This is a genomic window from Bradyrhizobium sp. JR4.3 (assembly GCF_040547695.1).
Taxonomy (GTDB): domain Bacteria; phylum Pseudomonadota; class Alphaproteobacteria; order Rhizobiales; family Xanthobacteraceae; genus Bradyrhizobium; species Bradyrhizobium canariense.
In genome coordinates this window covers 114,216-137,500 of record NZ_JBEPQF010000021.1, presented here as the reverse complement: position 1 = coordinate 137,500, position 23,285 = coordinate 114,216, and the positions used below count along the sequence as shown (strand labels likewise).

15 protein-coding genes, 2 tRNA genes, 1 rRNA gene and 1 riboswitch are annotated in these 23,285 nt (G+C 63.4%); of the genes, 7 read left to right on the top strand and 11 right to left on the bottom strand.

Annotated features, from left to right (window positions below):
* Positions 1–164: 164 nt before the first annotated feature.
* The 3 genes from ABIB91_RS28380 to ABIB91_RS28370 all read right to left on the bottom strand — a co-directional run bounded on the left by ABIB91_RS28380 (position 165) and on the right by ABIB91_RS28370 (position 2,027).
* Positions 165–240 (bottom strand) — tRNA-Ala (locus tag ABIB91_RS28380).
* Between the two features lie 33 nt (positions 241–273).
* Positions 274–350: transfer RNA gene (locus ABIB91_RS28375), tRNA-Ile, on the bottom strand.
* A 188-nt stretch (positions 351–538) separates the two neighbouring features.
* Positions 539–2,027: ribosomal RNA gene (locus ABIB91_RS28370) — 16S ribosomal RNA — on the bottom strand.
* A 1,070-nt stretch (positions 2,028–3,097) separates the two neighbouring features.
* Between ABIB91_RS28370 and ABIB91_RS28365 the strand changes: the two genes are divergently transcribed.
* Together ABIB91_RS28365 and ABIB91_RS28360 are read left to right on the top strand one after the other, a co-directional pair.
* Positions 3,098–5,161 carry a M23 family metallopeptidase gene (locus ABIB91_RS28365; RefSeq protein ID WP_007597282.1) on the top strand — a complete coding sequence of 688 codons (2,064 nt, stop codon included), beginning with the start codon at positions 3,098–3,100 and terminating at the stop codon, positions 5,159–5,161.
* A gap of 156 nt (positions 5,162–5,317) precedes the next feature.
* On the top strand, positions 5,318–6,937 hold the full coding sequence (locus ABIB91_RS28360) for an NHL repeat-containing protein (RefSeq protein WP_354169049.1): 1,620 nt from the start codon (positions 5,318–5,320) through the stop codon (positions 6,935–6,937).
* Positions 6,938–7,122: 185 nt separating this feature from the next.
* On the opposite strand, the gene clpB is transcribed toward ABIB91_RS28360, so the two are convergent.
* Positions 7,123–9,762: an ATP-dependent chaperone ClpB gene (clpB, locus tag ABIB91_RS28355; RefSeq protein WP_354169052.1), complete on the bottom strand. Its 2,640-nt coding sequence runs from the start codon at positions 9,760–9,762 to the stop codon at positions 7,123–7,125.
* Positions 9,763–10,003: 241 nt separating this feature from the next.
* Between clpB and ABIB91_RS28350 the strand changes: the two genes are divergently transcribed.
* Positions 10,004–10,807, top strand: a complete 804-nt coding sequence (locus tag ABIB91_RS28350; protein ID WP_354169055.1) for an MOSC domain-containing protein — start codon at positions 10,004–10,006, stop codon at positions 10,805–10,807.
* Positions 10,808–10,919: 112 nt separating this feature from the next.
* Here ABIB91_RS28350 and ABIB91_RS28345 read toward each other — a convergent pair whose 3' ends face one another.
* Complete coding sequence (locus ABIB91_RS28345) at positions 10,920–11,714, bottom strand: TIGR02594 family protein (RefSeq protein WP_354169058.1); 795 nt, start codon at positions 11,712–11,714, stop codon at positions 10,920–10,922.
* Between the two features lie 209 nt (positions 11,715–11,923).
* Between ABIB91_RS28345 and ABIB91_RS28340 the strand changes: the two genes are divergently transcribed.
* The gene (locus ABIB91_RS28340) at positions 11,924–12,787 is read left to right on the top strand and encodes an alpha/beta fold hydrolase (protein ID WP_354169061.1); all 864 of its coding nucleotides are present in this window, start codon (positions 11,924–11,926) and stop codon (positions 12,785–12,787) included.
* A gap of 122 nt (positions 12,788–12,909) precedes the next feature.
* On the opposite strand, the gene metW is transcribed toward ABIB91_RS28340, so the two are convergent.
* Positions 12,910–13,572: a methionine biosynthesis protein MetW gene (gene metW, locus ABIB91_RS28335; protein WP_007597293.1), complete on the bottom strand. Its 663-nt coding sequence runs from the start codon at positions 13,570–13,572 to the stop codon at positions 12,910–12,912.
* 15 nt (positions 13,573–13,587) lie between these two features.
* A complete protein-coding gene (gene metX, locus ABIB91_RS28330; RefSeq protein ID WP_219680447.1) occupies positions 13,588–14,790 on the bottom strand; it encodes a homoserine O-acetyltransferase MetX in 1,203 nt (400 codons plus the stop codon).
* Between the two features lie 90 nt (positions 14,791–14,880).
* Positions 14,881–14,960: riboswitch (SAM riboswitch) on the bottom strand.
* A gap of 204 nt (positions 14,961–15,164) precedes the next feature.
* On the opposite strand from metX, the gene ABIB91_RS28325 reads away from it, so the two are divergent.
* From ABIB91_RS28325 to ABIB91_RS28315, 3 genes are read left to right on the top strand one after another with little or no spacing between them, the layout of a single operon-like run.
* A complete protein-coding gene (locus ABIB91_RS28325) occupies positions 15,165–16,013 on the top strand; it encodes a chorismate mutase (protein ID WP_354169066.1) in 849 nt (282 codons plus the stop codon).
* Between the two features lie 34 nt (positions 16,014–16,047).
* A complete protein-coding gene (hisC, locus tag ABIB91_RS28320; RefSeq protein ID WP_354169069.1) occupies positions 16,048–17,142 on the top strand; it encodes a histidinol-phosphate transaminase in 1,095 nt (364 codons plus the stop codon).
* Complete coding sequence (locus tag ABIB91_RS28315; protein WP_219680456.1) at positions 17,139–18,077, top strand: prephenate/arogenate dehydrogenase family protein; 939 nt, start codon at positions 17,139–17,141, stop codon at positions 18,075–18,077. Before hisC ends, ABIB91_RS28315 begins: the two co-directional genes overlap by 4 nt.
* 114 nt (positions 18,078–18,191) lie before the next feature.
* Here the strand turns inward: ABIB91_RS28315 and ABIB91_RS28310 are convergent, their stop codons facing one another.
* From ABIB91_RS28310 to ABIB91_RS28295, 4 genes are all read right to left on the bottom strand, one after another.
* Complete coding sequence (locus tag ABIB91_RS28310; protein ID WP_219680459.1) at positions 18,192–19,760, bottom strand: hypothetical protein; 1,569 nt, start codon at positions 19,758–19,760, stop codon at positions 18,192–18,194.
* Between the two features lie 286 nt (positions 19,761–20,046).
* A complete protein-coding gene (locus tag ABIB91_RS28305; RefSeq protein ID WP_354169073.1) occupies positions 20,047–20,274 on the bottom strand; it encodes a hypothetical protein in 228 nt (75 codons plus the stop codon).
* 190 nt (positions 20,275–20,464) lie between these two features.
* Positions 20,465–21,808 (bottom strand): GDSL-type esterase/lipase family protein, encoded by a 1,344-nt coding sequence (locus ABIB91_RS28300; protein ID WP_354169076.1) that lies wholly within the window; start codon positions 21,806–21,808, stop codon positions 20,465–20,467.
* A 239-nt stretch (positions 21,809–22,047) separates the two neighbouring features.
* A complete protein-coding gene (locus ABIB91_RS28295; protein ID WP_354169079.1) occupies positions 22,048–23,232 on the bottom strand; it encodes a DUF2125 domain-containing protein in 1,185 nt (394 codons plus the stop codon).
* Positions 23,233–23,285: the final 53 nt, after the last annotated feature.

Genomic DNA, 23,285 nt, shown 5'->3' with positions numbered 1-23,285 from the left:
GAGATAATGAAGTATCGCGCAACAATTACTTGTTGCCCGATCCAACTCGGATCGATCTCCTCTTTACGATGTCAGAAATCACGCAGCTTACTGTCCATCCGGACTAGTAAGTGCGAAGTGATGTTTCGCGGACGACGGTATGAGTAGTCGGTGATCAAACCATCTGGTGGAGCCAGACGGGATCGAACCGACGACCTCATGCTTGCAAAGCACGCGCTCTCCCAGCTGAGCTATGGCCCCGTAACCAGAAGACGAATGCTCACTCGATGAGTGTGGTGGGCCTGGGAAGACTTGAACTTCCGACCTCACGCTTATCAAGCGCGCGCTCTAACCAACTGAGCTACAAGCCCCTAACGCATATCCAGTCAAGGACCAGGGATTCTGCAAGGTTGCAGCCCCAGCGCGTGTTCGTCCGCGAAGAAAGAGAAACGAAGACGGCGAAATCCCGCCAATGCAGCTCAACGATCCTGACGACCGTTGGCCACTGATGTTTCTAAAACGGTTCGATAGAAGCAAGCTTCTGAAGAACCATCCTTAGAAAGGAGGTGATCCAGCCGCAGGTTCCCCTACGGCTACCTTGTTACGACTTCACCCCAGTCGCTGACCCTACCGTGGCCGGCTGCCTCCATTGCTGGTTAGCGCACCGTCTTCAGGTAAAACCAACTCCCATGGTGTGACGGGCGGTGTGTACAAGGCCCGGGAACGTATTCACCGTGGCGTGCTGATCCACGATTACTAGCGATTCCAACTTCATGGGCTCGAGTTGCAGAGCCCAATCCGAACTGAGACGGCTTTTTGAGATTTGCGAAGGGTTGCCCCTTAGCGTCCCATTGTCACCGCCATTGTAGCACGTGTGTAGCCCAGCCCGTAAGGGCCATGAGGACTTGACGTCATCCCCACCTTCCTCGCGGCTTATCACCGGCAGTCTCCTTAGAGTGCTCAACTAAATGGTAGCAACTAAGGACGGGGGTTGCGCTCGTTGCGGGACTTAACCCAACATCTCACGACACGAGCTGACGACAGCCATGCAGCACCTGTGTTCCAGGCTCCGAAGAGAAGGTCACATCTCTGCGACCGGTCCTGGACATGTCAAGGGCTGGTAAGGTTCTGCGCGTTGCGTCGAATTAAACCACATGCTCCACCGCTTGTGCGGGCCCCCGTCAATTCCTTTGAGTTTTAATCTTGCGACCGTACTCCCCAGGCGGAATGCTTAAAGCGTTAGCTGCGCCACTAGTGAGTAAACCCACTAACGGCTGGCATTCATCGTTTACGGCGTGGACTACCAGGGTATCTAATCCTGTTTGCTCCCCACGCTTTCGTGCCTCAGCGTCAGTATCGGGCCAGTGAGCCGCCTTCGCCACTGGTGTTCTTGCGAATATCTACGAATTTCACCTCTACACTCGCAGTTCCACTCACCTCTCCCGAACTCAAGATCCTCAGTATCAAAGGCAGTTCTGGAGTTGAGCTCCAGGATTTCACCCCTGACTTAAAGACCCGCCTACGCACCCTTTACGCCCAGTGATTCCGAGCAACGCTAGCCCCCTTCGTATTACCGCGGCTGCTGGCACGAAGTTAGCCGGGGCTTATTCTTGCGGTACCGTCATTATCTTCCCGCACAAAAGAGCTTTACAACCCTAGGGCCTTCATCACTCACGCGGCATGGCTGGATCAGGCTTGCGCCCATTGTCCAATATTCCCCACTGCTGCCTCCCGTAGGAGTTTGGGCCGTGTCTCAGTCCCAATGTGGCTGATCATCCTCTCAGACCAGCTACTGATCGTCGCCTTGGTGAGCCATTACCTCACCAACTAGCTAATCAGACGCGGGCCAATCTTTCGGCGATAAATCTTTCCCCGTAAGGGCTTATCCGGTATTAGCACAAGTTTCCCTGTGTTGTTCCGAACCAAAAGGTATGTTCCCACGCGTTACTCACCCGTCTGCCGCTGACGTATTGCTACGCCCGCTCGACTTGCATGTGTTAAGCCTGCCGCCAGCGTTCGCTCTGAGCCAGGATCAAACTCTCAAGTTGGACTTGAACTTTGAACCGGCTGATCACAACGTTTTGACGAGGTCCCACCATTTTTCATCGACCGAAGTCGATGAGCTGCCCGCGATTCACATCGCTGGCAACGATGGTGTAACCTTAAAACGTGTACCGCCGAAGTCTTTCGTCCGGTCCCGATCCAAAAAGCCGAAGCTCTTTAAATGCGAGACCCGCAAGGACTCCGCCGTCCACGTTTCTCTTTCTTCATCTTCACTTGTCAAACAGCCCGGGACCAGGAGGCCCCAACCTTCCAGAGAGGAAGGGTTCCGACACCCTTACCGACGATGGATGAACTCCAATCGACTTACGTCGACTGTTGTGTCACTCAACAAGGTGAGGAGCATCAGTGGCGCGTTCGCTCGCCTTGGTCAGTGACCCGGCGGCGCCGCGCTCAGTGGTCGGGTTATAGGCCCCACCCATCGGGGTTGTCAACGCCGATTGTCAGAAAATCGTCGCACGGTGGATTATTCAAAAAATACACGTGATTACAGTATGTTAGAAAGGCGCTGAGCGGATGGATCGGGCCGACGCTGAGAAAAAAACCAAAAAAAGATTGGGCCTGAGCGGGCTCCGGAAGCGGCTTGGACGTGACTTGGACGTGACTTGGACGTGACTTGGCGCGGCTTAGCGCGGCTTGGCCGCGGCTTGGGGCGCCCGCCCCTGGAAGGCCCTCGGCCCCCCTGCCGTTCCGGAAACTTTTCCATATTAGGCGCCGTACTTGAGCCACAATCCCCCGGCGTTCTGGTACAGACGAAGCTTGAATCGCATGGATGCCAGTGGGGGCTGCCGGCGGTTTGTGTGGGGTCAGAGGAAGGCGATCATCCGATGAAGCAGCCTTCTTCAGACATTCGAGACACATCGAGAGATCTTTTTCCGCTTAGCTGTTCGTAATTTCGGCCGGTCCGTCATCTGGGCCTTCTGACCGCGGACGCCTATGCGGCTTGCCTTTTCCAGAGACGCCCCAGAGAGGGCGGCGTAAGGAGGGCTCGAAACAGGACTGTCCGGAACGGGCTGCTCGAAATCGGGCTCTCGGGTCGTTGATTGGGGGACTTGGGTTGAACCACAGGACGTCACGCGGCGCTTACGGGCGTGAGACCGGGATCATCGATCTCGGCCACGAGCCGCCGCTGTCCGTCGATGGTTCCGAAGCCGCTGTCATCGATCGGCGCCGCGTCTCGGTGCAATGGTTCAGCGGGACTATTCTAACCGGACTTTGCGGCGCAGCCCTGATCGGCGGCGCCGTTTTCGCTTCGCTCGACGGCGAGATGACCTTCGCCAAGGTGCCGGAGCGCGTCGAAGGCGCGCTGCGCGGCGCATTCGGCGCAGCCGACCGCGCCGCCACGCTGCACAAGAGCGACCGCCTGCCGCCGCCGAACGAAGCCACGGCCTCGCGCAACATCGTGCGCGTCTCGACCGTCGCCCGCGTCGGCAACCGCGACGTGATGCGGGTGCGTCCCTTCATCCGGATTGCCGGCAATCTGTCGATGACGACGAGCGACCTGTCGGCGAAGATCCCGCCGTTCAACGCCCAGCGCCTTCTCACCGATGTCGGCTCCGATCCGAAGACGGCATCCGAGGATCCGAACAATCCGGAGGCCGTCGAACCCGACGCCGAGGTATCCTTCGTCACCAAGGACCTCTCCCAGGTGCTGCCGAAAGCCAAGATTACCGCAGTGGTGGCGCTGGACGACATCCTGATGCGGGTGCGCGATGCCGCCAACTGGCGCGGCAATGGCGGGGTGCGCTATGCCGCTCTCTCCAATGCTGCGGCCGACGTCTCCGGCGCGACCGCCCCGTCCGAGATCAGAAGCGCCTACGCCACCGAAGTGTCGCCGTCCGATCCCTATGCCGGCTTCGAGACGCGCGTGGTGCCGGAAAACGTCACGCTGCTGCCGAAGACCAAGGAACAGATCACCGGCGGCAATCCCAACGGTGAACGCGTCCACGTGGTCAAAAAGGGCGACAGCGTCGCCGGCGTGCTGCGCGATCTCGGCGCCACGGCCGAGGAGATCAAGGCGATCACCGCGACGCTCGGTCCGCGCGGCCGAGACGGCGGCGTGAAGGAAGGCGAGAAGCTGCGCATCCTGATGGCGCCCGCAAGCCCCGGCGCCCGTCTGCAGCCCTACCGCGTCGTCATCGCCAACGAGACCATGGTCGAGGCGATCGCGGCGCTGTCCGATCTCGGCAAATACGTCGCCGTCGACGTCTCCAGCATGAATACCGTCGCCGATGCGGCGGCGAACGCCAACAGCGACGACGATGACGACGATGACGGCACGGGCGTGCGGCTCTACCAGAGCATCTACGAGACCGCGATGCGCAACAAAGTGCCGATGCCCGTCATCGACGACATGATCAAGATCTACTCCTACGACGTCGATTTCCAGCGCAAGGTGGCGCCGGGCGATTCATTCGACGTGTTCTACGCCGGCGAAGACGAAGGCGTGACCGCGAGCGAAAAGAACGACGTGCTGTTCGCTTCGCTCACGCTCGGCGGCGAAACCAAGAAATACTACCGCTACCAGAGCCCCGACGACGGCGTCGTCGACTACTATGACGAGACCGGCAAGAGCGCGAAGAAGTTCCTGGTGCGCAAGCCGGTCAACAACGCCATCATGCGCTCCGGCTTCGGCGGCCGCCGTCACCCCATCCTCGGCTTTGTGAAGATGCACACCGGCGTCGACTGGGCCACCTCCTACGGCACGCCGATCTTCGCCTCCGGCAACGGCGTGATCGAGAAGGCCGGCCCCGAGGGCGGCTACGGCAAATACATCCGCATCAAGCACAACAACGGCTACGAGACCGCCTATGGCCATATGTCGGCCTTCGCCAAGGGCATGGAGCCCGGCAAGAAGGTGCGGCAGGGCCAGGTGATCGGCTTCGTCGGTTCGACCGGCGCGTCGACCGGCCCGCACGTCCACTACGAAATCCTGGTCAACGGCCGCTTCGTCGATCCGCTGCGTGTGAAATTGCCGCGCGGCCGCTCACTGGAAGGCCCGATGCTGGCCGGCTTCGAGAAGGAGCGCGACCGGCTCGACGGCATGATGAGCGGCCGCGCCGGCGCCATCGCCCGGATGTCGGACGCAACCGGCGGACCGTTGCAGGTCACCAACCGGTAAAGCCGGCGAACCGGCCGAGATCGGCCGGTCATCTTCAAACACGATCCGGATTTGACGTCGATGCGCGAGGCCCACTTGGCGCCATCACAACGTCAAGTTTCGTTTGCCAAAGCGGCGTGGGGAGCGAATACTTTCCAAAAAACAGGAGGTCTCGCCATGAAGAACAGGCTCGCCTGCGCAGCCTTCGTCGCTGCGATTGTCTCCGCCACCAGCGTTTCGGCCGAAAACTGGGAGGTCACCCGGCTCGTCCCCGGCTCGGCGTTCCACGGCGTGCACGGGCTTGCGATCGACAAGGCCGGCCATCTGTTTGCCGGCAGCGTCGCGGGCGCGGCGCTCTACGAGGTCGACATCGCCGGCGGTACCGCCAAGGTTGCAATCCCCGCCCCGATCGGAATGGCCGACGACATCGCATTCGCCCCCGACGGCACCATGGCCTGGACCGGATTTCTGGCCGGCGATCTTTATTCGCGCAAGGGCGACGGCCCGATCACGAAGCTCGCTTCCGGCCTTCCCGGCATCAACTCGCTCGCCTTCCGCAAGGACGGCAGGCTCTACGCCACCACCGTCTTTCTCGGCGACACGCTCTATGAGATCGACGTCGAGGGCGTCAAACCGCCGCGCCAGATCATGGAGAAGATGGGCGGCCTCAACGGCTTCGAGTTCGGTCCCGACGACAAGCTCTACGGTCCGCTCTGGTTCAAGGGACAGGTCGCAAAGGTCGACGTCGACAAGGCCGAGCTGACCGTCGTCGCGGACGGCTTCAAGGTCCCGGCCGCGGTGAACTTCGATTCCAAGGGCAATCTCTGGGTGGTCGACACCGCGCTCGGCCAGCTCGTTCAGGTCGATCCCAAGTCGGGCACCAAGACCATGGTCGCGCAGTTGAAGCCGTCGCTGGACAATCTCGCGATCGACGGCAAGGACCGGATCTACGTCTCCAACATGGCCGACAACGGCATCCAGGAGGTCGATCCGGCGACCGGCCAGGCGCGGCAGGTCATCATTGGCAAGCTCGCCTTGCCCGGCGGCATCGGCGTCACGTCAGAGAACGGCAAGGACACGATCCACGTCGCCGACGTGTTCGCCTATCGCACAGTGGACGGTGCTACTGGCGAGGTCACCGAGAAGGCCCGCATGCACGCCGCCGGCGTCGCGCTCGAATACCCGATGAGCGCAACGGCGAAGGGCAACGACGTGGTCCTGTCGAGCTGGTTCACCGGCACGGTGCAGGTGATCGACGGCAAGACCGGCGCGACCCGCGACATGCTGCACGGCTTCAAGGCGCCGCACGACGCGATCGTGCTCGCGGACGGCAGCATTCTGGTGGCCGAGCTCGGCACCAAATCGCTGGTCCGCGTCAGCGGCGAGCACGGCAAGGACCGCACCACACTGATCGGCGGCCTCGAGGGCCCGGTCGGGCTCGTCGCCGGATCGCGTGGCGAGGTCTACGTCACCGAAGCCTTTTCCGGCGTCGTCTCGATGATCGAGAGCAACGGCGAAAAGACGGTGGTCGCCAAGGACCTGAAAATGCCCGAAGGGATCGCACGCGCCGGCGACGGCAAGCTGATCGTGGCGGAGGTCGGCGCCAAGCGATTGATCGAGATCGCACCTGAGAGCGGCACGGTCACCGAGATCGCGGCCAATCTCCCGATCGGCCTGGTGGGCGCGCCCGGAGGACTGCCAACGCATATTCCGACGGGCGTCGGCATCGGGGAATCCGGCACGATCTATTTCTCGTCTGACATCGAGAACGCGATCTACAAGGTCACGAAGAAATAAGTCCCCGCGCTCAAAAATGTGGATTGGATTGCATATGCCGGTAGGGCCCCACCGTAAAGATTGCACGACCTAGACAAACCACACTCCGGCTGCAGCAAGATCGTCAATAACCCACAAAAGAAACCGCCCCGGAGAGATTGACCTCTCCGGGGCGGCTTGTTGCTTCAGGCTTCGAATACCGGCGCTCAGTTCAACTTCCGCTTCGACACCGGCGCCTCGAACTGGGCGATCTCCGCGGTCTGCGGCGCCTTGCCGTTGAAGGTCAGCACGTTGCCTTCGGACGAGATCGCAACGCTGTCACCGTCCTTGACGTCGCCGGCCAGGATCATCTCGGCGAGCGGATCCTGGACGTGACGCTGGATCACGCGCTTGAGCGGCCGTGCGCCGTAGGCGGGATCCCAGCCCTTGGCGGCGAGCCAGTCGCGGCCCGCGGCGTCGAGCGTCAGCACGATCTTGCGATCGGTCAAAAGCTTTTGCAGCCGCGCGAACTGGATCTCGACGATCCGGCCCATCTCGCTTCTCTGCAAGCGATGGAACAGGATGATCTCGTCGACGCGATTGAGGAATTCGGGGCGGAAATGTCCCCGCACCATTCCCATCACCTGCTCGCGCACGGCCGAGGTGTCCTCGCCCTCCGGCTGGTTCACCAGAAACTCCGAACCAAGGTTCGAGGTCATGATGATCAGTGTGTTGCGGAAATCGACGGTGCGGCCCTGGCCGTCGGTGAGGCGGCCGTCGTCGAGCACCTGCAACAGGACGTTGAAGACGTCGGGATGCGCCTTCTCGATCTCGTCGAACAGCACGACCTGATAGGGCCGGCGCCGCACCGCTTCGGTCAGCGCACCGCCCTCGTCATAGCCGACATAGCCCGGAGGCGCGCCGATCAACCGCGAGACCGAGTGCTTCTCCATGTATTCGGACATGTCGAGGCGGACCATCGCGGTCTCGTCGTTGAACAGATATTCGGCGAGCGCTTTCGTCAGTTCGGTCTTGCCGACGCCGGTGGGCCCGAGGAACATGAACGAGCCGGTCGGCCGGTTCGGATCCTGCAGCCCCGCGCGCGAACGGCGCACGGCGGTCGCGACCGCACGCACGGCCTCGGCCTGGCCGACGACGCGCTTGCCGAGCGAGTCCTCCATCCTCAGGAGCTTGTCCTTCTCGCCTTCCAGCATCTTGTCGACGGGCACGCCGGTCCAGCGCGAGACCACCTGCGCGATGTGGTTGGCGGTGACCGCCTCCTCCATCATCTCGCCGGAGTTCTCCTTGGCCTCGATCTCTGCAAGCTGCTTTTCGAGCTCGGGGATCCGGCCATAGGCCAGCTCACCGGCCTTCTGGAATTCACCGCGCCGCTGTGCGTTGGCAAGTTCGACCCGCAAGCCGTCGAGCTCGGCCTTCAGTTTCTGGGCATCGGAGAGCTTGTTCTTCTCCGCGCTCCAGCGTGCGGTGAGCGCCGCGGACTTCTCCTCGAGGTCAGCGAGCTCCTTCTCCAGCGTCTGCAGGCGGCTCTTCGAACCGGCATCGCTCTCTTTCTTCAATGCTTCCTGTTCGATCTTCAGCCGGATGATTTCCCGATCCATCGAATCCAGCTCTTCCGGCTTGGAATCGACCTGCATCTTGAGCCGCGCGGCGGCCTCATCCATGAGGTCGATCGCCTTGTCGGGCAGGAAGCGATCGGTGATGTAGCGGTTGGACAGCGTCGTGGCGGCGACCAGCGCGGAATCGGTGATCCGCACGCCATGGTGCTGCTCGTACTTGTCCTTCAGCCCGCGGAGGATCGAGATCGTATCCTCGACCGAGGGCTCGCTGACGAAGATCGGCTGGAAACGCCGCGCCAGCGCCGCGTCCTTTTCGACGTGCTTCTGGTACTCGTCGAGCGTGGTGGCGCCGATGCAGTGTAGCTCGCCGCGGGCGAGCGCAGGCTTGAGCAGGTTGGACGCGTCCATCGCGCCATCGCCCTTGCCGGCGCCGATCAGCGTGTGCATCTCGTCGATGAACAGGACGAAATTGCCATCGCTCCCGGTCACCTCCTGGAGCACGGCCTTCAGCCGCTCCTCGAACTCGCCGCGATATTTTGCACCTGCAATCAGCGAGCCGAGGTCGAGCGACAGCAGCTTCTTGTCCTTCAGGCTCTCCGGCACGTCGCCGTTGACGATGCGCAGCGCCAGACCCTCGGCGATGGCGGTCTTGCCGACGCCGGGCTCTCCGATCAGGACGGGATTGTTCTTGGTCCGGCGCGACAGCACCTGGATCGTGCGGCGGATCTCCTCGTCGCGGCCGATGACCGGATCGAGCTTGCCGTCGCGCGCCGCCTGGGTGAGGTCGCGGGCATATTTCTTCAGCGCGTCGTAGGCGTTCTCGGCCGTCGCGGAATCCGCGGTGCGGCCCTTGCGCAGCGCTTCGATCGCCGCGTTGAGGTTTTGCGGGGTGACGCCGCCCCTGGCCAGGATCGTACCCGCCTCGCTGGTCTTCTCCAGCGCGAGGCCGAGCAGCAACCGCTCGACCGTGACAAAGCTGTCGCCGGCCTTCTCGCCGGCCTTTTCAGCCGCGTCGAAGGTGCGGGCGAGCTCGGGCGCCAGATAGATCTGGCCGGCTCCGCCGCCAGAGACCTTCGGCACCTTGTTCAGGGCGTCCTCGGTCGCCTTCAGGATTGCGCGGGAATTGCCGCCGGCGCGGTCGATCAGGCCGGCAGCGAGGCCTTCATTGTCGTCCAGCAGCACTTTCAGGACGTGCAGGGTCGAAAACTGCTGGTGCCCTTCGCGCACCGCAAGCGACTGCGCAGACTGGACGAAGCCCCTGGAGCGTTCGGTATATTTCTCGATGTTCATATCTTCTCTGTCCCTCGGCCTGCCCCTGGAGCCCTCTAAGGCACTCCAAACGGCATCTTCATTGGGTTTCCGATGACCGCATTGACGTTTCTCAACCGGCAACGGTCGTTATCAGCCGGCGCTGGCGCCGGCCTGACCCAGATGTGGGAAGCGAGGCCTCGGACCGGAAGAGGCGAGTTCACAATTTCGTGCGCGGATCCGCCCGCTTGGCGCCGTTGGGCCGAATCCCCTAAGTAGCGGCATGACACCGAGCGCAACGACAGCCAACCAGATCGCCGAGATCACCGGCCTCTACCGCTATCCGATCAAGGGCCTGACGCCGGAGCCCCTGCCCCGCGTCTCCCTGCAGACCGGCCGGACACTGCCCGCCGACCGCCGCTATGCCATCGAGAACGGCCCCAGCGGCTTCGATCCGGAAGAGCCGCAGTGGAAGCCGAAGATCCAGTTCCTGATGCTGGCGCGTAATGAGCGGCTGGCTTCGCTCGACAGCCGGTTCGAGGACGCGACCCATCGCCTGACCATCCGCAAGGATGGCCAGATCGTCGCCGTCGGCGATCTCGAGACCGCCGCCGGGCGTGCCGCGATCGAGGACTATTTCAGCCAGAACTTTCAGCCGGAGTTGAAGGGCCCGCCCAAGGTCCTGTCCGGCCGCGACCACAGCTTTTCCGACGTCGCCCGCAAGGTCGTGTCCATCATCAATCTCGACAGCGTCCGCGCACTCGAGACCATGCTCGGCGGCGCCGCCGTCCACCCGCTGCGCTTCCGCGCCAATCTCTACGTGAAGGGCTGGCCGGCCTGGTCCGAGTTCGACCTCGTCGGCCAGACGCTGGCGATCGGACAGGCCCGGCTGAAAGTGGTCAAGCGCATCAAGCGCTGCCCGGCCACCAATGTCGATCCTCAGACCGCCAGGCGCGATCTCGAAATCCCGGCCACGCTCTCGAGCAATCTCGGCCACATGGACTGCGGCATCTATGCCGAGGTGATCGCCGACGGCGACATCGGCGTGGGCGACGCGGTTGCGGTGGAACAGCCGAAGCTGGTGTGACGGGGCGCTTTCTCGGCAAACTCCGTCATTGCGAGGAGCGAAGCGACGAAGCAATCCAGACTGTCTCCGCGAGGGATTCTGGATTGCTTCGCTGCGCTCGCAATGACGCGCCTCAATTCGGCATCACATAGGCATAGATCCGGCCGCGCGAGATCGGCGCTTCGCGGACGCGGTTGCCGTTGTTGCCGGAGATCATGATCGGATTGCCCTGCGCATCGACGCCGGTGATGATGCCGACATGACCGCCCCGGCCGCCGCGCGACATGACCGCGATGGCGCCGACCTGAGGACCGGAGACACGCGTGCCGTAATGCGCGAACGAGTTCGCCATGTCGGAGCCGGTGCCACGGTGACCGGTCTTTTCAAGCACCATGTTCATGAAGCGCGCGCACCACAGGCTGCCGCGGCCGGTCGGATTGCCGCCGACATAGCGGCGTGCCTCGGACACGAGGCCCGACCCGCCGCCGAAGCCGCTGCTGCTCGTGGCGCTATTGGCCACGCCGCCGACATTCGCGTCAGTGGCAATCTCACCGCCACGCCTCTTGGCGATTCGACGGCTGGCGCGCGTGGTCATCTCACCGCTGGTAACCATTCCAGCGTTGCCGCTCATGGCCATTCCACCGCTGCCGCTTATGGCGATGCCGCCGCTATTGGCGTTCGGGTCATAGCTGGCGAAAGTGTTGCCGAAGCCGTTCGCCTGCAATTGCGCCGCGCCGCGCTCAAAGCGCGAACTGCGTGCATGCCGGTAATAATGATATCTGCTGGCGTGATGCGCGTAAGCGTGCCGCTCTGCGCTATGACGATGAGGTCGTGCTGACGCCGGAGAGGTGAAGGCGGCGACCGCCGCGAAGAAAACAGCCAGCGCGACGACACAGCGCGACAGGCGAGACGCAAACAACTCGAACATTCTTCATCCTTCGTTGACACCCCCACTTCCCAATCGGCCCGTGCGGTGGCCGACATCCGCGGGCTGTATCAGTATCCTGATGTGGCGAGAACAAGACGCGGTCGCGGAGATTTTGGACGATGATTAAGATGATTAATAAGTGTTAGGTTCGTATGCGCTAACCGCAGGACGGCATTCCAATGTCGCAGCCACCTCTGGGAGAAAACCGGATGCCTCACGCCCTCACGAAGGACAATTGCCGGCTCTATTTCGAACAAGCAGGCACGGGCACGCCAATTATTTTTCTGCACGAATTCGCCGCCGACTACACCAATTGGGAGCCGCAGATGCGCTACTTCTCGCGCGGCCATCGCTGCATCACCTATTCCGCGCGCGGCTACACGCCATCGGACGTGCCTGATGGCGAGGTCTACGGCTACACGCATTTCTACACCGATGCGCTCGCGGTGCTCGATCATCTGAAGATCGATCGCGCGCACTTCGTCGGCCTCTCGATGGGCGCCTATTCATCGCTCCAGATCGGGCTCAACGCGCCCCAACGTGCCCTGTCGATGACGCTCGCCGGCGTCGGCTCAGGCTCGGAGATCGAGAACCTCGACGCCTGGCGCCAGCAGTGCCGCGCCAACGCGGAGCAATTCGAGATGCTCGGCTCGGCCGAAGTCGCAAAGGTCACGCGCGAGGCGCCGAGCCGGATTCCCTTCCTGGTGAAGGACCCGCGCGGCCACGCCGATTTCTACGCCGCCCTGGCGCGGCACGACGCCAAGGGATCGGCGCGCACGATGCGCGGCTTCCAGGCCGGCCGTCCCTCGATCTTTACGATGACAGACGCGATCAGAGCCGCCACGACGCCGGCACTCATCATCTGCGGCGACGAGGACGATCCGTGCGTCGGCGCAAGCCTGTTCCTGAAGAAGCACCTGCCTGCGGCAGGGCTCGCCATGTTTCCGAAGTCCGGCCACGTGCTCAATCTCGAAGAGCCCGCGCTGTTCAACGAAACGGTGGAACGGTTCGTCACGCTGGTGGAAGCGGGAAGATGGCCGGCGCGCGATGCGCGGTCGTTGCCGGCGCATTAGCGCGAAGGCGTCGCCACACACTCCGTCGCGTAGTCCGGAGGGAGCGAAAGCGTAATCCGGGGCCTTCGCCTCCGCGGATAGAATCCCGGATTGCGCTACGCTTCATCCGGGCTACGGGAATCTTACTTCCTGCCGCCTCGCGTCAGAAGAAACACGCCCTGCTCGCCGAACAGATTCCACACCCACCAGGGCATCCGCAGCCGCAGCGGACGGCCGTAGAGGTCGAGCGCCTCGGCACGTTCCATCTTGACGTCGATCGCGTCGCAGAGCTCGACGAAATCCTTGATGGTGCAGAAATGGATGTTGGCGGTGTCATACCAGCTTGCCGGCAGATTCTCCGTGCGCGGCATGTGGCCGCCGATCAGGAGCTGGAGCCGCATCTTCCAGAAGCCGAAATTCGGGAACGACACGATGGCGCGGCGGCCGATGCGCAGCAAATTCTCAAGCACCACTTTCGGCTGCCGGGTCGCCTGCAACGTCTGCGACAGGATCACGTAGTCGAAGGCGTCATCCGGATAATTCACGAGATCGGTGTCGGCATCGCCCTGCACCACCGCAAGACCCTTGGCGACGCAGCGGTTGACGCCCTCGCGTGACAGCTCGATGCCGCGGCCGTCGATGCCGCGGGTCTCCAGCAGCTGGAGCAGGTCGCCCTCGCCACAGCCGACGTCGAGCACCTTCGAGCCCGGCTTGACCATCTCGGCCACCAGCACATGGTCGGCGCGAAAATCGCCGGGCTGCCCGGTCGCAAGGCCGCCCAGCGGCAGCGCTTCCTGTACAGACATGACTAGCCGTCCTTGTTAAGCAGTCTTGGCAGTGAGCCCGCGCGCCTTGCCTGCCGACTGCAGGAAGGCACGGGCAATGTCGAAGAACTCGGGCACGTCGAGCAGGAACGCGTCGTGACCGCGATCGGTCTCGATCTCGGCGAAGGACACCCGCGCGCTCGACGCATTCAGGGCGTGCACCAGCGCGCGCGATTCCGAGGTCGGGAACAGCCAGTCGCTGGTGAAAGAAACCACGCAGAAGCGGGTCTGGATTCCCGCGAACGCCTTCGCCAGCACGCCGCCATGGTCGCCGGCGATGTCGAAATAATCCATCGCGCGGGTCAGATAGAGATAGGAGTTGGCGTCGAAGCGCTCGACAAAGGATGAGCCCTGGTAGCGCAGATAGGACTCGACCTGGAAGTCGGCGTCGAACGAGAAGGTCGGCAGCTCGCGGTCCTGCATGCGCCGGCCGAATTTTCGATGCAGCGCGGCGTCCGAAAGATAGGTGATGTGCGCCGCCATCCTAGCGACAGCGAGCCCGCGATGCGGATGGATGCCGTGATCGGCATAGCCGCCTTGGTGCCAGTCGGGATCGGCCATCACCGCCTGACGGCCAAGCTCGTGGAACGCGATGTTCTGCGCCGAATGTCGTGTCGAGCAGGCAATCGCCAGCGCGGAGAATACCCGAGTCGGATACGCCGCAGTCCATTGCAGCACTTGCATGCCGCCCATCGAGCCGCCGACGACTGCGAACAGCGTGTCGATGCCGAGCCGGTCGATCAGCATCGCCTGCGCGCGCACCATGTCGGGGATGGTGATGACGGGGAAATCGAGGCCCCAAACCTTGCCCGTCGCGGGATTGATCGAAGCCGGACCGGTCGAGCCCATGCAGCCGCCGATCACGTTGGAGCAGATGATAAAATACTCGCTGGGATCGAGCGGTCGGCCGGGGCCGACCAAGGTCTCCCACCAGCCGGGCTTGCCGGTGACAGGGTGCACATTGGCGACGTGCTGGTCGCCGGTCAGCGCATGGCAGATCAGGATCGCATTGGAGCGATCGGCATTGAGCTCGCCGTAGGTTTGGTAGGCGATCTGGAACGGGCTGAGATCGACACCGCAATCGAGCTGCAGCGGCTGCTTCGTGCCGAACTGCGCAACCTGCGAGCTCGGACGATCCACCTCGTGCGACCGCTCGTCGGCAGTGATCGCGGGACTGGGAATTGACTGGACGCCAACCATCTGACCATCGACCTCGTTTGCGATCGTAGAAGTGACCGCATTGACATCAGGCCATGAAAAACCCGGCCTGAACGATAGGTTCGGCCGGGATCGAAAGGGTCCCCGGCCTGTTTAGCGAGTTTTTTAACGTGGCTGCAAGCCGGCCGGCTCAAATGACCACGGAACGGATAAAAACTACCGTCTTGGACGGTTTTCGTCAAGTCGCGGCCCGGATCGACCAAATTCGCCTGCCGCGCCGCCGGCGGAAAGGGCCCGATTTCCCTTTGCATTTCTCTTTGCTTTCGCAGCCCCGACTGCCTAATCAGGACATCCATCGTAGCGGTGACGGCTCGACTGATCCGCATTGGAACGCCCCTCAACAGCACCTGTCAGACATGTCCCAACGTCCGCCCGCGCCACCATCGCTCCAGGAATTGCGCAAGGAGATCGACGCGATCGACGAGGGCATGCATCGCCTGCTGATGCAACGCGGCGACATCATCGACCGCCTGATCCAGGTGAAGCAGACCCAGGAGGTCGGCTCGGCGTTCCGCCCGGCACGCGAGGCCTCCATGATGCGCGACCTCGTGCAGCGTCATCGCGGCATCCTGCCGCTCGACACGGTCGAGAGCATCTGGCGCGTCATCATCGCGACCTTCACCTACGTCCAGGCCCCGTTCTCGGTCCACGCCGACATCTCGGCAAGCGAGCCCGCCATGCGCGATTCCGCGCGATTCCATTTCGGCTTCACGGTGCCTTACGTCGCGCATTTCAGCGCGCAGGCGGCGGTCGAGGCCGTCGCGAAATCCAAGGGCGACCTTGCGCTGGTCTCGGCAACCTCGAGCCGCACGCCGTGGTGGCTGTCGCTGGAAGAAGCCGGCGCGCCAAAGATCATCGCGCGGCTGCCCTTTGTCGAGCGCGCCGACCATCCGGCGGCGTTGCCGGTGTTCGCGGTCTCGCGCGTCGCCGACAGCGCCCTGGTGACGGAGGTCGAGACCTTCAGCGTACGCGTGTCGGGGTGGAACGCCGAAGTTGCGCGCGTCCTGTCGCCGCTCGCCGAGATCGTGGCGGTGCCCGACACCGCCTTCGACGGCGCCGCGCTGCTGGTCTCGGTCACCGCGACGAGCAGCCTCGACAAAATCAAGGCTGCCCTGATCGAAGCGGGGGCCTCGGTGCGCTCCACGGCCCTCGTCGGCAGCCACGCAACGCGCTATACGGTGCCCCCGACCGGGCCGAAATCGTAAGTCGCGAACCGCTTAAGCCACTCCGGAGTTGAAGATGTCCCGCCCAGTGCCGAATCCCGGCATTCTCGATATTGCGCCCTATACGCCCGGCAGGACTCCGGTGGCGGAGCCCGGTCGCAAGGTGTTCAAGCTCTCGGCCAACGAGACGCCGTTCGGGCCCTCGCCGAAGGCGATCGAGGCGTTCAAGAACGTGGCGGATCACCTGGAAGACTATCCGGAAGGGACCTCGCGCGTGCTGCGCGAAGCGATCGGGCGCACCTTCGGGCTCGACCCCAACCGCATCATCTGCGGCGCCGGCTCGGACGAGATCCTCAATCTGCTCGCCCACACCTATCTCAGCCATGGCGACGAGGCGATCTCGACCACGCACGGCTTCCTGGTCTACCCGATCGCGACCATGGCGGTCGGCGCGAAGAACGTGGTTGCCGCCGAAAAGGACCTGACCGCGGATGTCGACACGATCCTGAAAGCCGTCACGCCGCGCACAAAACTGGTCTGGCTCGCCAACCCCAACAACCCGACCGGCACCTATCTGCCGTTCGACGAGGTCAAGCGCCTGCGCGCCGGCCTGCCCTCGCACGTGCTGCTGGTGCTGGACGCAGCCTATTGCGACTACGTCTCGCGCAACGATTACGAGATGGGGATCGAGCTGGTGGCGACCACCGAGAACACGGTCGTGACCCACACGTTCTCCAAGATCCATGGTCTTGCGGCGCTGCGGATCGGCTGGATGTTCGGCCCCGAACACATCATCGACGCGGTCAACCGCATCCGCGGTCCCTTCAACGTGTCGACGCCGGCGATGTACGCTGCCGTTGCCGCGATCGAGGACACCGCGCATCAGGCGATGTCGAAGCAGTTCACCGAGACCTGGCGCAACTGGCTGACCGAGGAGATCGGCAAGCTCGGCCTGAAGGTGACGCCGAGCGTCGCCAATTTCGTGCTGATCCATTTCCCGACGGAGGGAAAGACCTCGGACGCAGCCGACGCCTTCCTCACCAAGCGCGGGCTGGTGCTGCGCGGCTTGAAGAACTACGGCCTGCCGCATTCGTTGCGCATGACCATCGGCACCGAGGAGGCCAACCGCCTCGTCGTCGAGGGCCTGCGCGACTTCATGGCCGGAACATGAGCGCGACCTCGCACTTCGAGCGCGTCGCGCTGATCGGCTTCGGCTTGATCGGCGGCTCGATCGCGCGCGCTGCGAAGCTCCAGGGCTTGGCTGGCGAGATCGTCACCACCGCGCGCTCGGAGAAGACGCGCGCACGCGTGATGGAGCTCGGCATTGTCGATCAGGTCGTGGCGACCAATGCGGAAGCGGTGAAGGATGCCGATCTCGTCATCCTCTGCATTCCCGTCGGCGCCTGCGGGCCGGTGGCGCAGGAAATCGCCGCCTATCTCAAGCCCGGCGCGATCATCTCCGACGTCGGCTCGGTCAAGGGCGCCATCGTCAGGGATATGGCGCCGCATCTGCCGAAAGGCATCCATTTCGTGCCGGCGCATCCCGTCGCAGGCACCGAGCATTCGGGCCCCGATTCGGGCTTCGCCGAGCTCTTCATCAACCGCTGGTGCATCCTCACCCCACCGGAGGGCGTCGATGCGGCTGCCACCGATCGCCTGCGTGCGTTCTGGGCGGCGATGGGTGCCAAGGTCGAAATCATGACGCCGGATCATCATGATCTCGTGCTCGCGATCACCAGCCATCTGCCGCATCTGATCGCCTACACCATCGTCGGCACCGCCGACGAACTGGCGCAGGTGACGGAGTCCGAGGTCATCAAGTTCTCCGCCGGCGGCTTTCGCGATTTCACCCGCATCGCCGCCTCCGATCCGACGATGTGGCGCGACGTCTTCCTCGCCAACAAGGAAGCCGTGCTGGAGATGCTCGGCACCTTCACCGAGGATCTGGCAAAGCTCACCCGCGCGATCCGCCGCGGCGACGGCGAGGCGCTGTTCGACCACTTCACCCGCACCCGCGCCATCCGCCGCGGCATTGTCGAGATCGGCCAGGATTCGGCGGCGCCCGACTTCGGCCGGCCGCATGCGCAGCTCGGCAACAAGCCGTAGCACTGAAGTAGCCCGGATGGAGCGCAAGCGTAATCCGGGACCTCCGTCGCTTGAGGCAAGATTCCCGGATTGCGCTTCGCTCCATCCGGGCTACGAGCCCGCGTGGCTCCGTGACTAGAACGGATAGTAGCGGATCTGCGTCATGACCACGTTGTCGTCCGTCTTCGGGGCGCCGCCGACGCCGGCGAATGCGAACCGCTGCGTGTAGGAATATTGCAGGCCGGCTTTGAGCGTACCGAAATTGCCCTGGTAGATGGTGTCGTAGATCCCGGCCGTGATCTGCCGGACCTCCCTGGTGTTTCCGTTGCAGGTCGCGGCCGGCGAATTCTCGGTCAAGCAGCCGGTGTTGTTGTAGAGCGGATTGCCGTAGCCGAAGGGCACCGTTCCAACATTGGCGAAATTCGCCTTGGCCTTTTCGAGGCCTGCATAGGAGTAGACATCGAGGCTGGGCGTCGCGTGCCAGATCAGGCCGACGGCGGCCGCCGTGATCGTCAGCGGGAGGATGGTGCCGTCCTGCGCCACCGCCGCGTCGGGGAACGGCGTTGCCGTGAAGCGGCCCAGCACGCCGTGCGAGCCATAGAGCTGAAGATCGAGGGTTTTCGGAATCAGTTCGGCGAAGATGTGTCCCCCGAAGCTTCCGGTGTCGTAGGTGTGGTTGGCGTTGTTGAAGCGATCGAACAGCTGGCGGTAGAGCGCCCACGCCTCGACATGCAGCTTGGTGGGCCCGAGCCGTGGGTCCCAGGCTGCCTTGACGGTGACGTCGGGCACCTGATTCAGACTGACATTGTTGAGGTTGTTGAAGAAGCTGCCGCCGGGACCGGTCAGATTGACCTGAAGGTTCGGGTTCAGCACGCCCTGGGGTCCAATGGCGGGTGTGCCGACAGCCGGGACGTTGCCGCCGAAGAACGCGGTCTGGGCATTCTCGACCGACGCAGCCAGCTTGAACTCCGGTCCGATGTCCTGCCAGACGCGCAGCCCGGGCTGCCGTGCCGCAAGAAATCCCGGGACGGATTCGAAGTCGATCACGCCGGGCGCATCGACGCCGCGAGGATCGATGCCCGACTTGGTCGGCGCGTTGAGCGACCAGGATTGCCCGGCGAGGAAGTGAAGACCGAGATCGGTGCGGTCCAGTTCCAGGCTGAGCTGCCGCATGCGCGGATTGAATGAGTTGGTCGCCACCGAGTTCGCCGTCTGAGCCGCACCTTCGAAATCGATCTCGCCGTAACCAGCGAGGTGCGTGTCGGCATCGGCATTGCCTTCGGCCAACACCGAGAACCTGCTCTGGCGCGCGGAGAAGCGCGTTTCCGGGATGTTGAAATTGCGGCTCTGCTGATAGGGGATGAAGTTGTAGACCGAGCCGGTATCGGAAGCGAGATTGCGTGAGCGGTAGATGCCGGTGAGATCGACCCAGCCTCCGAATGTCAACGTCACGCCCTTGTAGCAGACCTTGCCGGCCGCACATGGATCGGCGGCGAGCGCCTTGTAACTTGCCGGTAACTGAACGGCCTTCGCCTGCGCTTCAACCTGCCGCGTCTTGCGCGCCTCGGAGTCCACGCGCTGCTGGAGCTCCTTCAGCTTCGCCTTCAGCGACTGGATTTCGGTTGTGACATTGTCGTCGGCACGCGCCTGCCCTGAACAGGCAGCGAGAATACCCAGCATCAGTCCGCAATTGATGATCCGCACTTGAAGCTTCCTCCATTTGGGAAGCGGATTGGATTCCGCGCGCCGTCTCCGGCGCCTGCATGCTTCCCTGGTGTGGAGTGATTTGAATGCGGCTGCGGTTATTCGCGGCGAGGTGCATCTTCTGCATCACGTTTTCCTGACGATCCTGTTCGGAATATTTTCGTTGGCCGCCGATCCGCACGCGCGACTGTCGCGATTGTCCAAGGCAACGTTCAAGGTAATGCGCATTGGGCCCGGCCGGGACATGACCGGGCCCAGTTCGCGACGGGCAAGTGGTGGATGGCGACTATTTGCCCCTGGTCGCGCGCATCACCGTGGGGCGCGGTGATTTCCGCGAGGGGACGAATGCCATCGTCTCCCGCGTCGTGGGATTCGAGATGTTGCGATCACCATTCGGATACATCGAGGCGTATGCGGCCGGCTCCTGCGACTGCCATTCCCACTGCGCGAACGCGGGCGTCGCGAGCGTGGTCGAGATGGCGATAGCGGCAATGAACAGCCTGGACTTCGTCATGATATCTCTCCTGCCTGGGCGACCGCCTCAACGTGCGGCCGACATGGAGAGAGAGCGGACTTTGCGGCTCCGCATTCCCGGCGGGTCATCACGATCCGGCGAAGCGGCCGTGAGTTCAGCTCGTAACCTGCATGGAGGGAGTTACGACAGCTGAGGGCGATGAATGGAGACAGGCAACTCTGAATTCATCCTACTGCTTCGCGCTGCGATCAAACTTTCCCGGCTTGAACAGATCGAGGTCGATGGCCTGTCCCATCGCCAGATATCCGGTGCGGTTGGGATGAAGCTTGTCGCCGGCGCCGCCGGTCGTGCTTTCGGGAACGAACTCCGGCTTGAGGCCACCCGAGGCCGGATCGAGCGTCGCACGATCAAAATCTATCACGCCGTCGAATGTCCCCGAGCTACGGATAAATGCGTTGAGCGCCTTGCGCTTGTCATCCTGTTCGGGAAAACCATGTGCCGCGCTGGTGCTGCCCAGTGCCGAAACGACGGTGGCGCCAATGATCCGGGCTTGTGGCCATTTTGCGCGTAGCCTCGCGACGCCGTCCTTCATCGCGGCGATGACCTGGTCGGCGGTAAAATTGCCGTTCTTGCTGAAATCGTTGATGCCTTCCAGCCAGATCAGGCTCGATATGCCGGACAGCGACAGCACGTCGCGATCGAGCCGCTGGCCCGAAGCGGGGCCGCCCGCGTACGGTTTGTCGGGACCATATTCGGCGGGGCCTGCGATTTGGTTGCCACCAATGCCGCCATTCACGACGGCGACCTTGTTGCCGTAGACCGCCTTCAGGCGGCGCGACAGCACGTTGGGCCAGCGATCGTCGCCATTCATGGTTGAGGCGGTCCCGTCGGTAATCGAATCCCCAAACGCCGTGATGGCGAAGGCATCGGCAGGCGCAGTCATCTCGATCGCATCGAGAAAGAACCACGACGCAGTCGCATAGGGGAAGGAAGCCTCGTCTTCGAGGGCGCCCTTCGCGCCGGCGCCGGGCGCACTGACATAGGAGGTAGTCAGCGCTTTGGCGTGCCAGGTCATCGGACCGCTCTGGCCGGCGACATGAAAACTGACCGCAAGCCGGCGGCCGGCGAGGTCATCAGGCCGCTTTGCAAACGGCAGCGCGATCGCGTCGCTCCAGACCGAATTCCCCGGCGACACCGTAACGGAAGCCGTGCCGGCGAACGTCACCGGAGTGTTGGAGCCGCGGATCAACGCGGCACTGCCCGACTGCAGGCCGACGTAAACGCCGTCAAACGTGACGGGTTTGGCGCCGAAGGCGTTGCTGAGCCGGATGCGGGCCTGCCGGCCCCAGATATCCGGCCGCACGATCAGGCGAAAGGTCTGGTCCCGCGCACCGGCTGCAGGCTCGGGAAACGCGAATTTCTGTTCGGGCTGGGCAGACGGATTGCCCACGGGGTATGGGCCCTGAACCGCGCCCGTCCAGGACACCACCCAGTGTTCGCCGTCCTTGGCGCTTGCGGTCTGAAGCGAGGCGACGAGCAGCGATGCTGCCACGAGACAATTCAACGCGTTCATTGTTTCCCCCGAACCCCAGATAATTGGGCGCGACCTAGAGCCGTCTAGTTGGCCTTCAATAGGGCGGCAGAACGCTTCCTGTCCAGACGCGCTGACGCACTCCTCGCCCGACGCAGGAGAGGACCTCGCAGGTTGCGTCACCGGCGACGACAAGACGCCCTTCGGAAGCGATCTGTTCACAGCTTCGGAAGCGTCAGGCGGACCGAGCTGTCCGCCCGGCAGATTGATGAATTCACGAACTAATAAAGCGGCGGGATCTGACCGACCTTGACCGGGCCGAGCAGCACGGCGCCGTCGACGAACTTCAGCGGGAAGCTGCGAGCTTTCTTGCCTTCCAGCGTGCTCTCGGTGCCGATCGAATTGATGCCGGCGGCAACGCCGGCATTGGCGTTCTGCTTGATGACCTTGCCGAGGCCGGGAACGGCGCGGTCGAGCGCGCCGAACAGATTGTTCAGGTCCTGCGACTTCACGCCGGGCGCGACGCGATCGAGGGTTGCCTGCGGCACTCCCTCCTCCAGCATCTTCTCGATGCCGAGCGCGGGGATCACGCGCTCGAGGCCCGTCACCGTCATCTGCAGTTCGCCGTCGAGACGGCCGTTCGCCGAGAGCCCGAGCGTGCCGGCCGCAACCGCGATCATCTCGCCCTGCTGGATCCGGGACTGCACGATCTCGATATGGCCGCCGGCGGCCTGGATCTCGCGGAAGCGCTGCGGCCACGGCTTTGGCGTGAGGTCGGACAGTCCGGTGATCTTCGCCCGCGTATCGGCTTCGAACGGCTCGGCGAGCAGCGGATGAACGCCCTGGATGCTGCCCTGCGCGATCTGCAGCACGGTCTCGATCACGGGATGATCGGACGGCGATCCATCCGCGAGGCGTCCATGCAGCTCGACCTGTTTCGCGCGCGCGAGCGGCACCTGCACGCTGCCGTCGACGCGATTGACGGTGGGATCCTCGAACACGATGGAGGCGCGCTCCGGCACGGCGGGCAGGCCGACGACACTGCTGCGACCCTTGCTCCAGTTCACGACGAAGGTGCTTTGCGTGACGCCGTCAGTGAGCGTCGCGGGTGCGGTGAACTCGGCAATGACGCGCTTGGGGTCGTAGACTTGGGCGACGACCAGGATGTTGTCGAGCTTCGCCGTGAACGGCGTCTTGCTGGCGTTCTGCGACACCAGGGCGACGCTGGCGCCGGAACACTGGACCTCGAAGCGGAAGGGGAAGCCCGCGATCGAGCGCTTGGCGCAATCATAGATGCGCCCGGATTTGGCCTCCTGCGCGCGCCAGGCGTCGGCGGCGATTTCGGCCTGCGACGCCGCATAGAACCAGAAGCCGCTCCACGCCACCGCGAGGATCAGGAGGATGACAGGGGCGATGAAAAGGCCCCAACGGGAGCGCCGGCCTGCGGCAACGGTCATATCGGACATGCGGCGACCCTTTGATCCCTGATTTTGTCAAATGTAAGCGAGGTAAGTCTGCG

What these genes read in the sequence shown, in the direction of transcription:
- ABIB91_RS28360 (WP_354169049.1), top strand. Translation starts at nt 5,318, where the DNA reads ATGAAGAACAGGCTCGCCTGCGCAGCCTTCGTCGCTGCGATTGTCTCC.
- clpB (WP_354169052.1), bottom strand. Translation starts at nt 9,762, where the DNA reads ATGAACATCGAGAAATATACCGAACGCTCCAGGGGCTTCGTCCAGTCT.
- ABIB91_RS28350 (WP_354169055.1), top strand. Translation starts at nt 10,004, where the DNA reads ATGACACCGAGCGCAACGACAGCCAACCAGATCGCCGAGATCACCGGC.
- ABIB91_RS28345 (WP_354169058.1), bottom strand. Translation starts at nt 11,714, where the DNA reads ATGTTCGAGTTGTTTGCGTCTCGCCTGTCGCGCTGTGTCGTCGCGCTG.
- ABIB91_RS28340 (WP_354169061.1), top strand. Translation starts at nt 11,924, where the DNA reads ATGCCTCACGCCCTCACGAAGGACAATTGCCGGCTCTATTTCGAACAA.
- metW (WP_007597293.1), bottom strand. Translation starts at nt 13,572, where the DNA reads ATGTCTGTACAGGAAGCGCTGCCGCTGGGCGGCCTTGCGACCGGGCAG.
- metX (WP_219680447.1), bottom strand. Translation starts at nt 14,790, where the DNA reads ATGGTTGGCGTCCAGTCAATTCCCAGTCCCGCGATCACTGCCGACGAG.
- ABIB91_RS28325 (WP_354169066.1), top strand. Translation starts at nt 15,165, where the DNA reads ATGTCCCAACGTCCGCCCGCGCCACCATCGCTCCAGGAATTGCGCAAG.
- hisC (WP_354169069.1), top strand. Translation starts at nt 16,048, where the DNA reads ATGTCCCGCCCAGTGCCGAATCCCGGCATTCTCGATATTGCGCCCTAT.
- ABIB91_RS28315 (WP_219680456.1), top strand. Translation starts at nt 17,139, where the DNA reads ATGAGCGCGACCTCGCACTTCGAGCGCGTCGCGCTGATCGGCTTCGGC.
- ABIB91_RS28305 (WP_354169073.1), bottom strand. Translation starts at nt 20,274, where the DNA reads ATGACGAAGTCCAGGCTGTTCATTGCCGCTATCGCCATCTCGACCACG.
- ABIB91_RS28300 (WP_354169076.1), bottom strand. Translation starts at nt 21,808, where the DNA reads ATGAACGCGTTGAATTGTCTCGTGGCAGCATCGCTGCTCGTCGCCTCG.
- ABIB91_RS28295 (WP_354169079.1), bottom strand. Translation starts at nt 23,232, where the DNA reads ATGTCCGATATGACCGTTGCCGCAGGCCGGCGCTCCCGTTGGGGCCTT.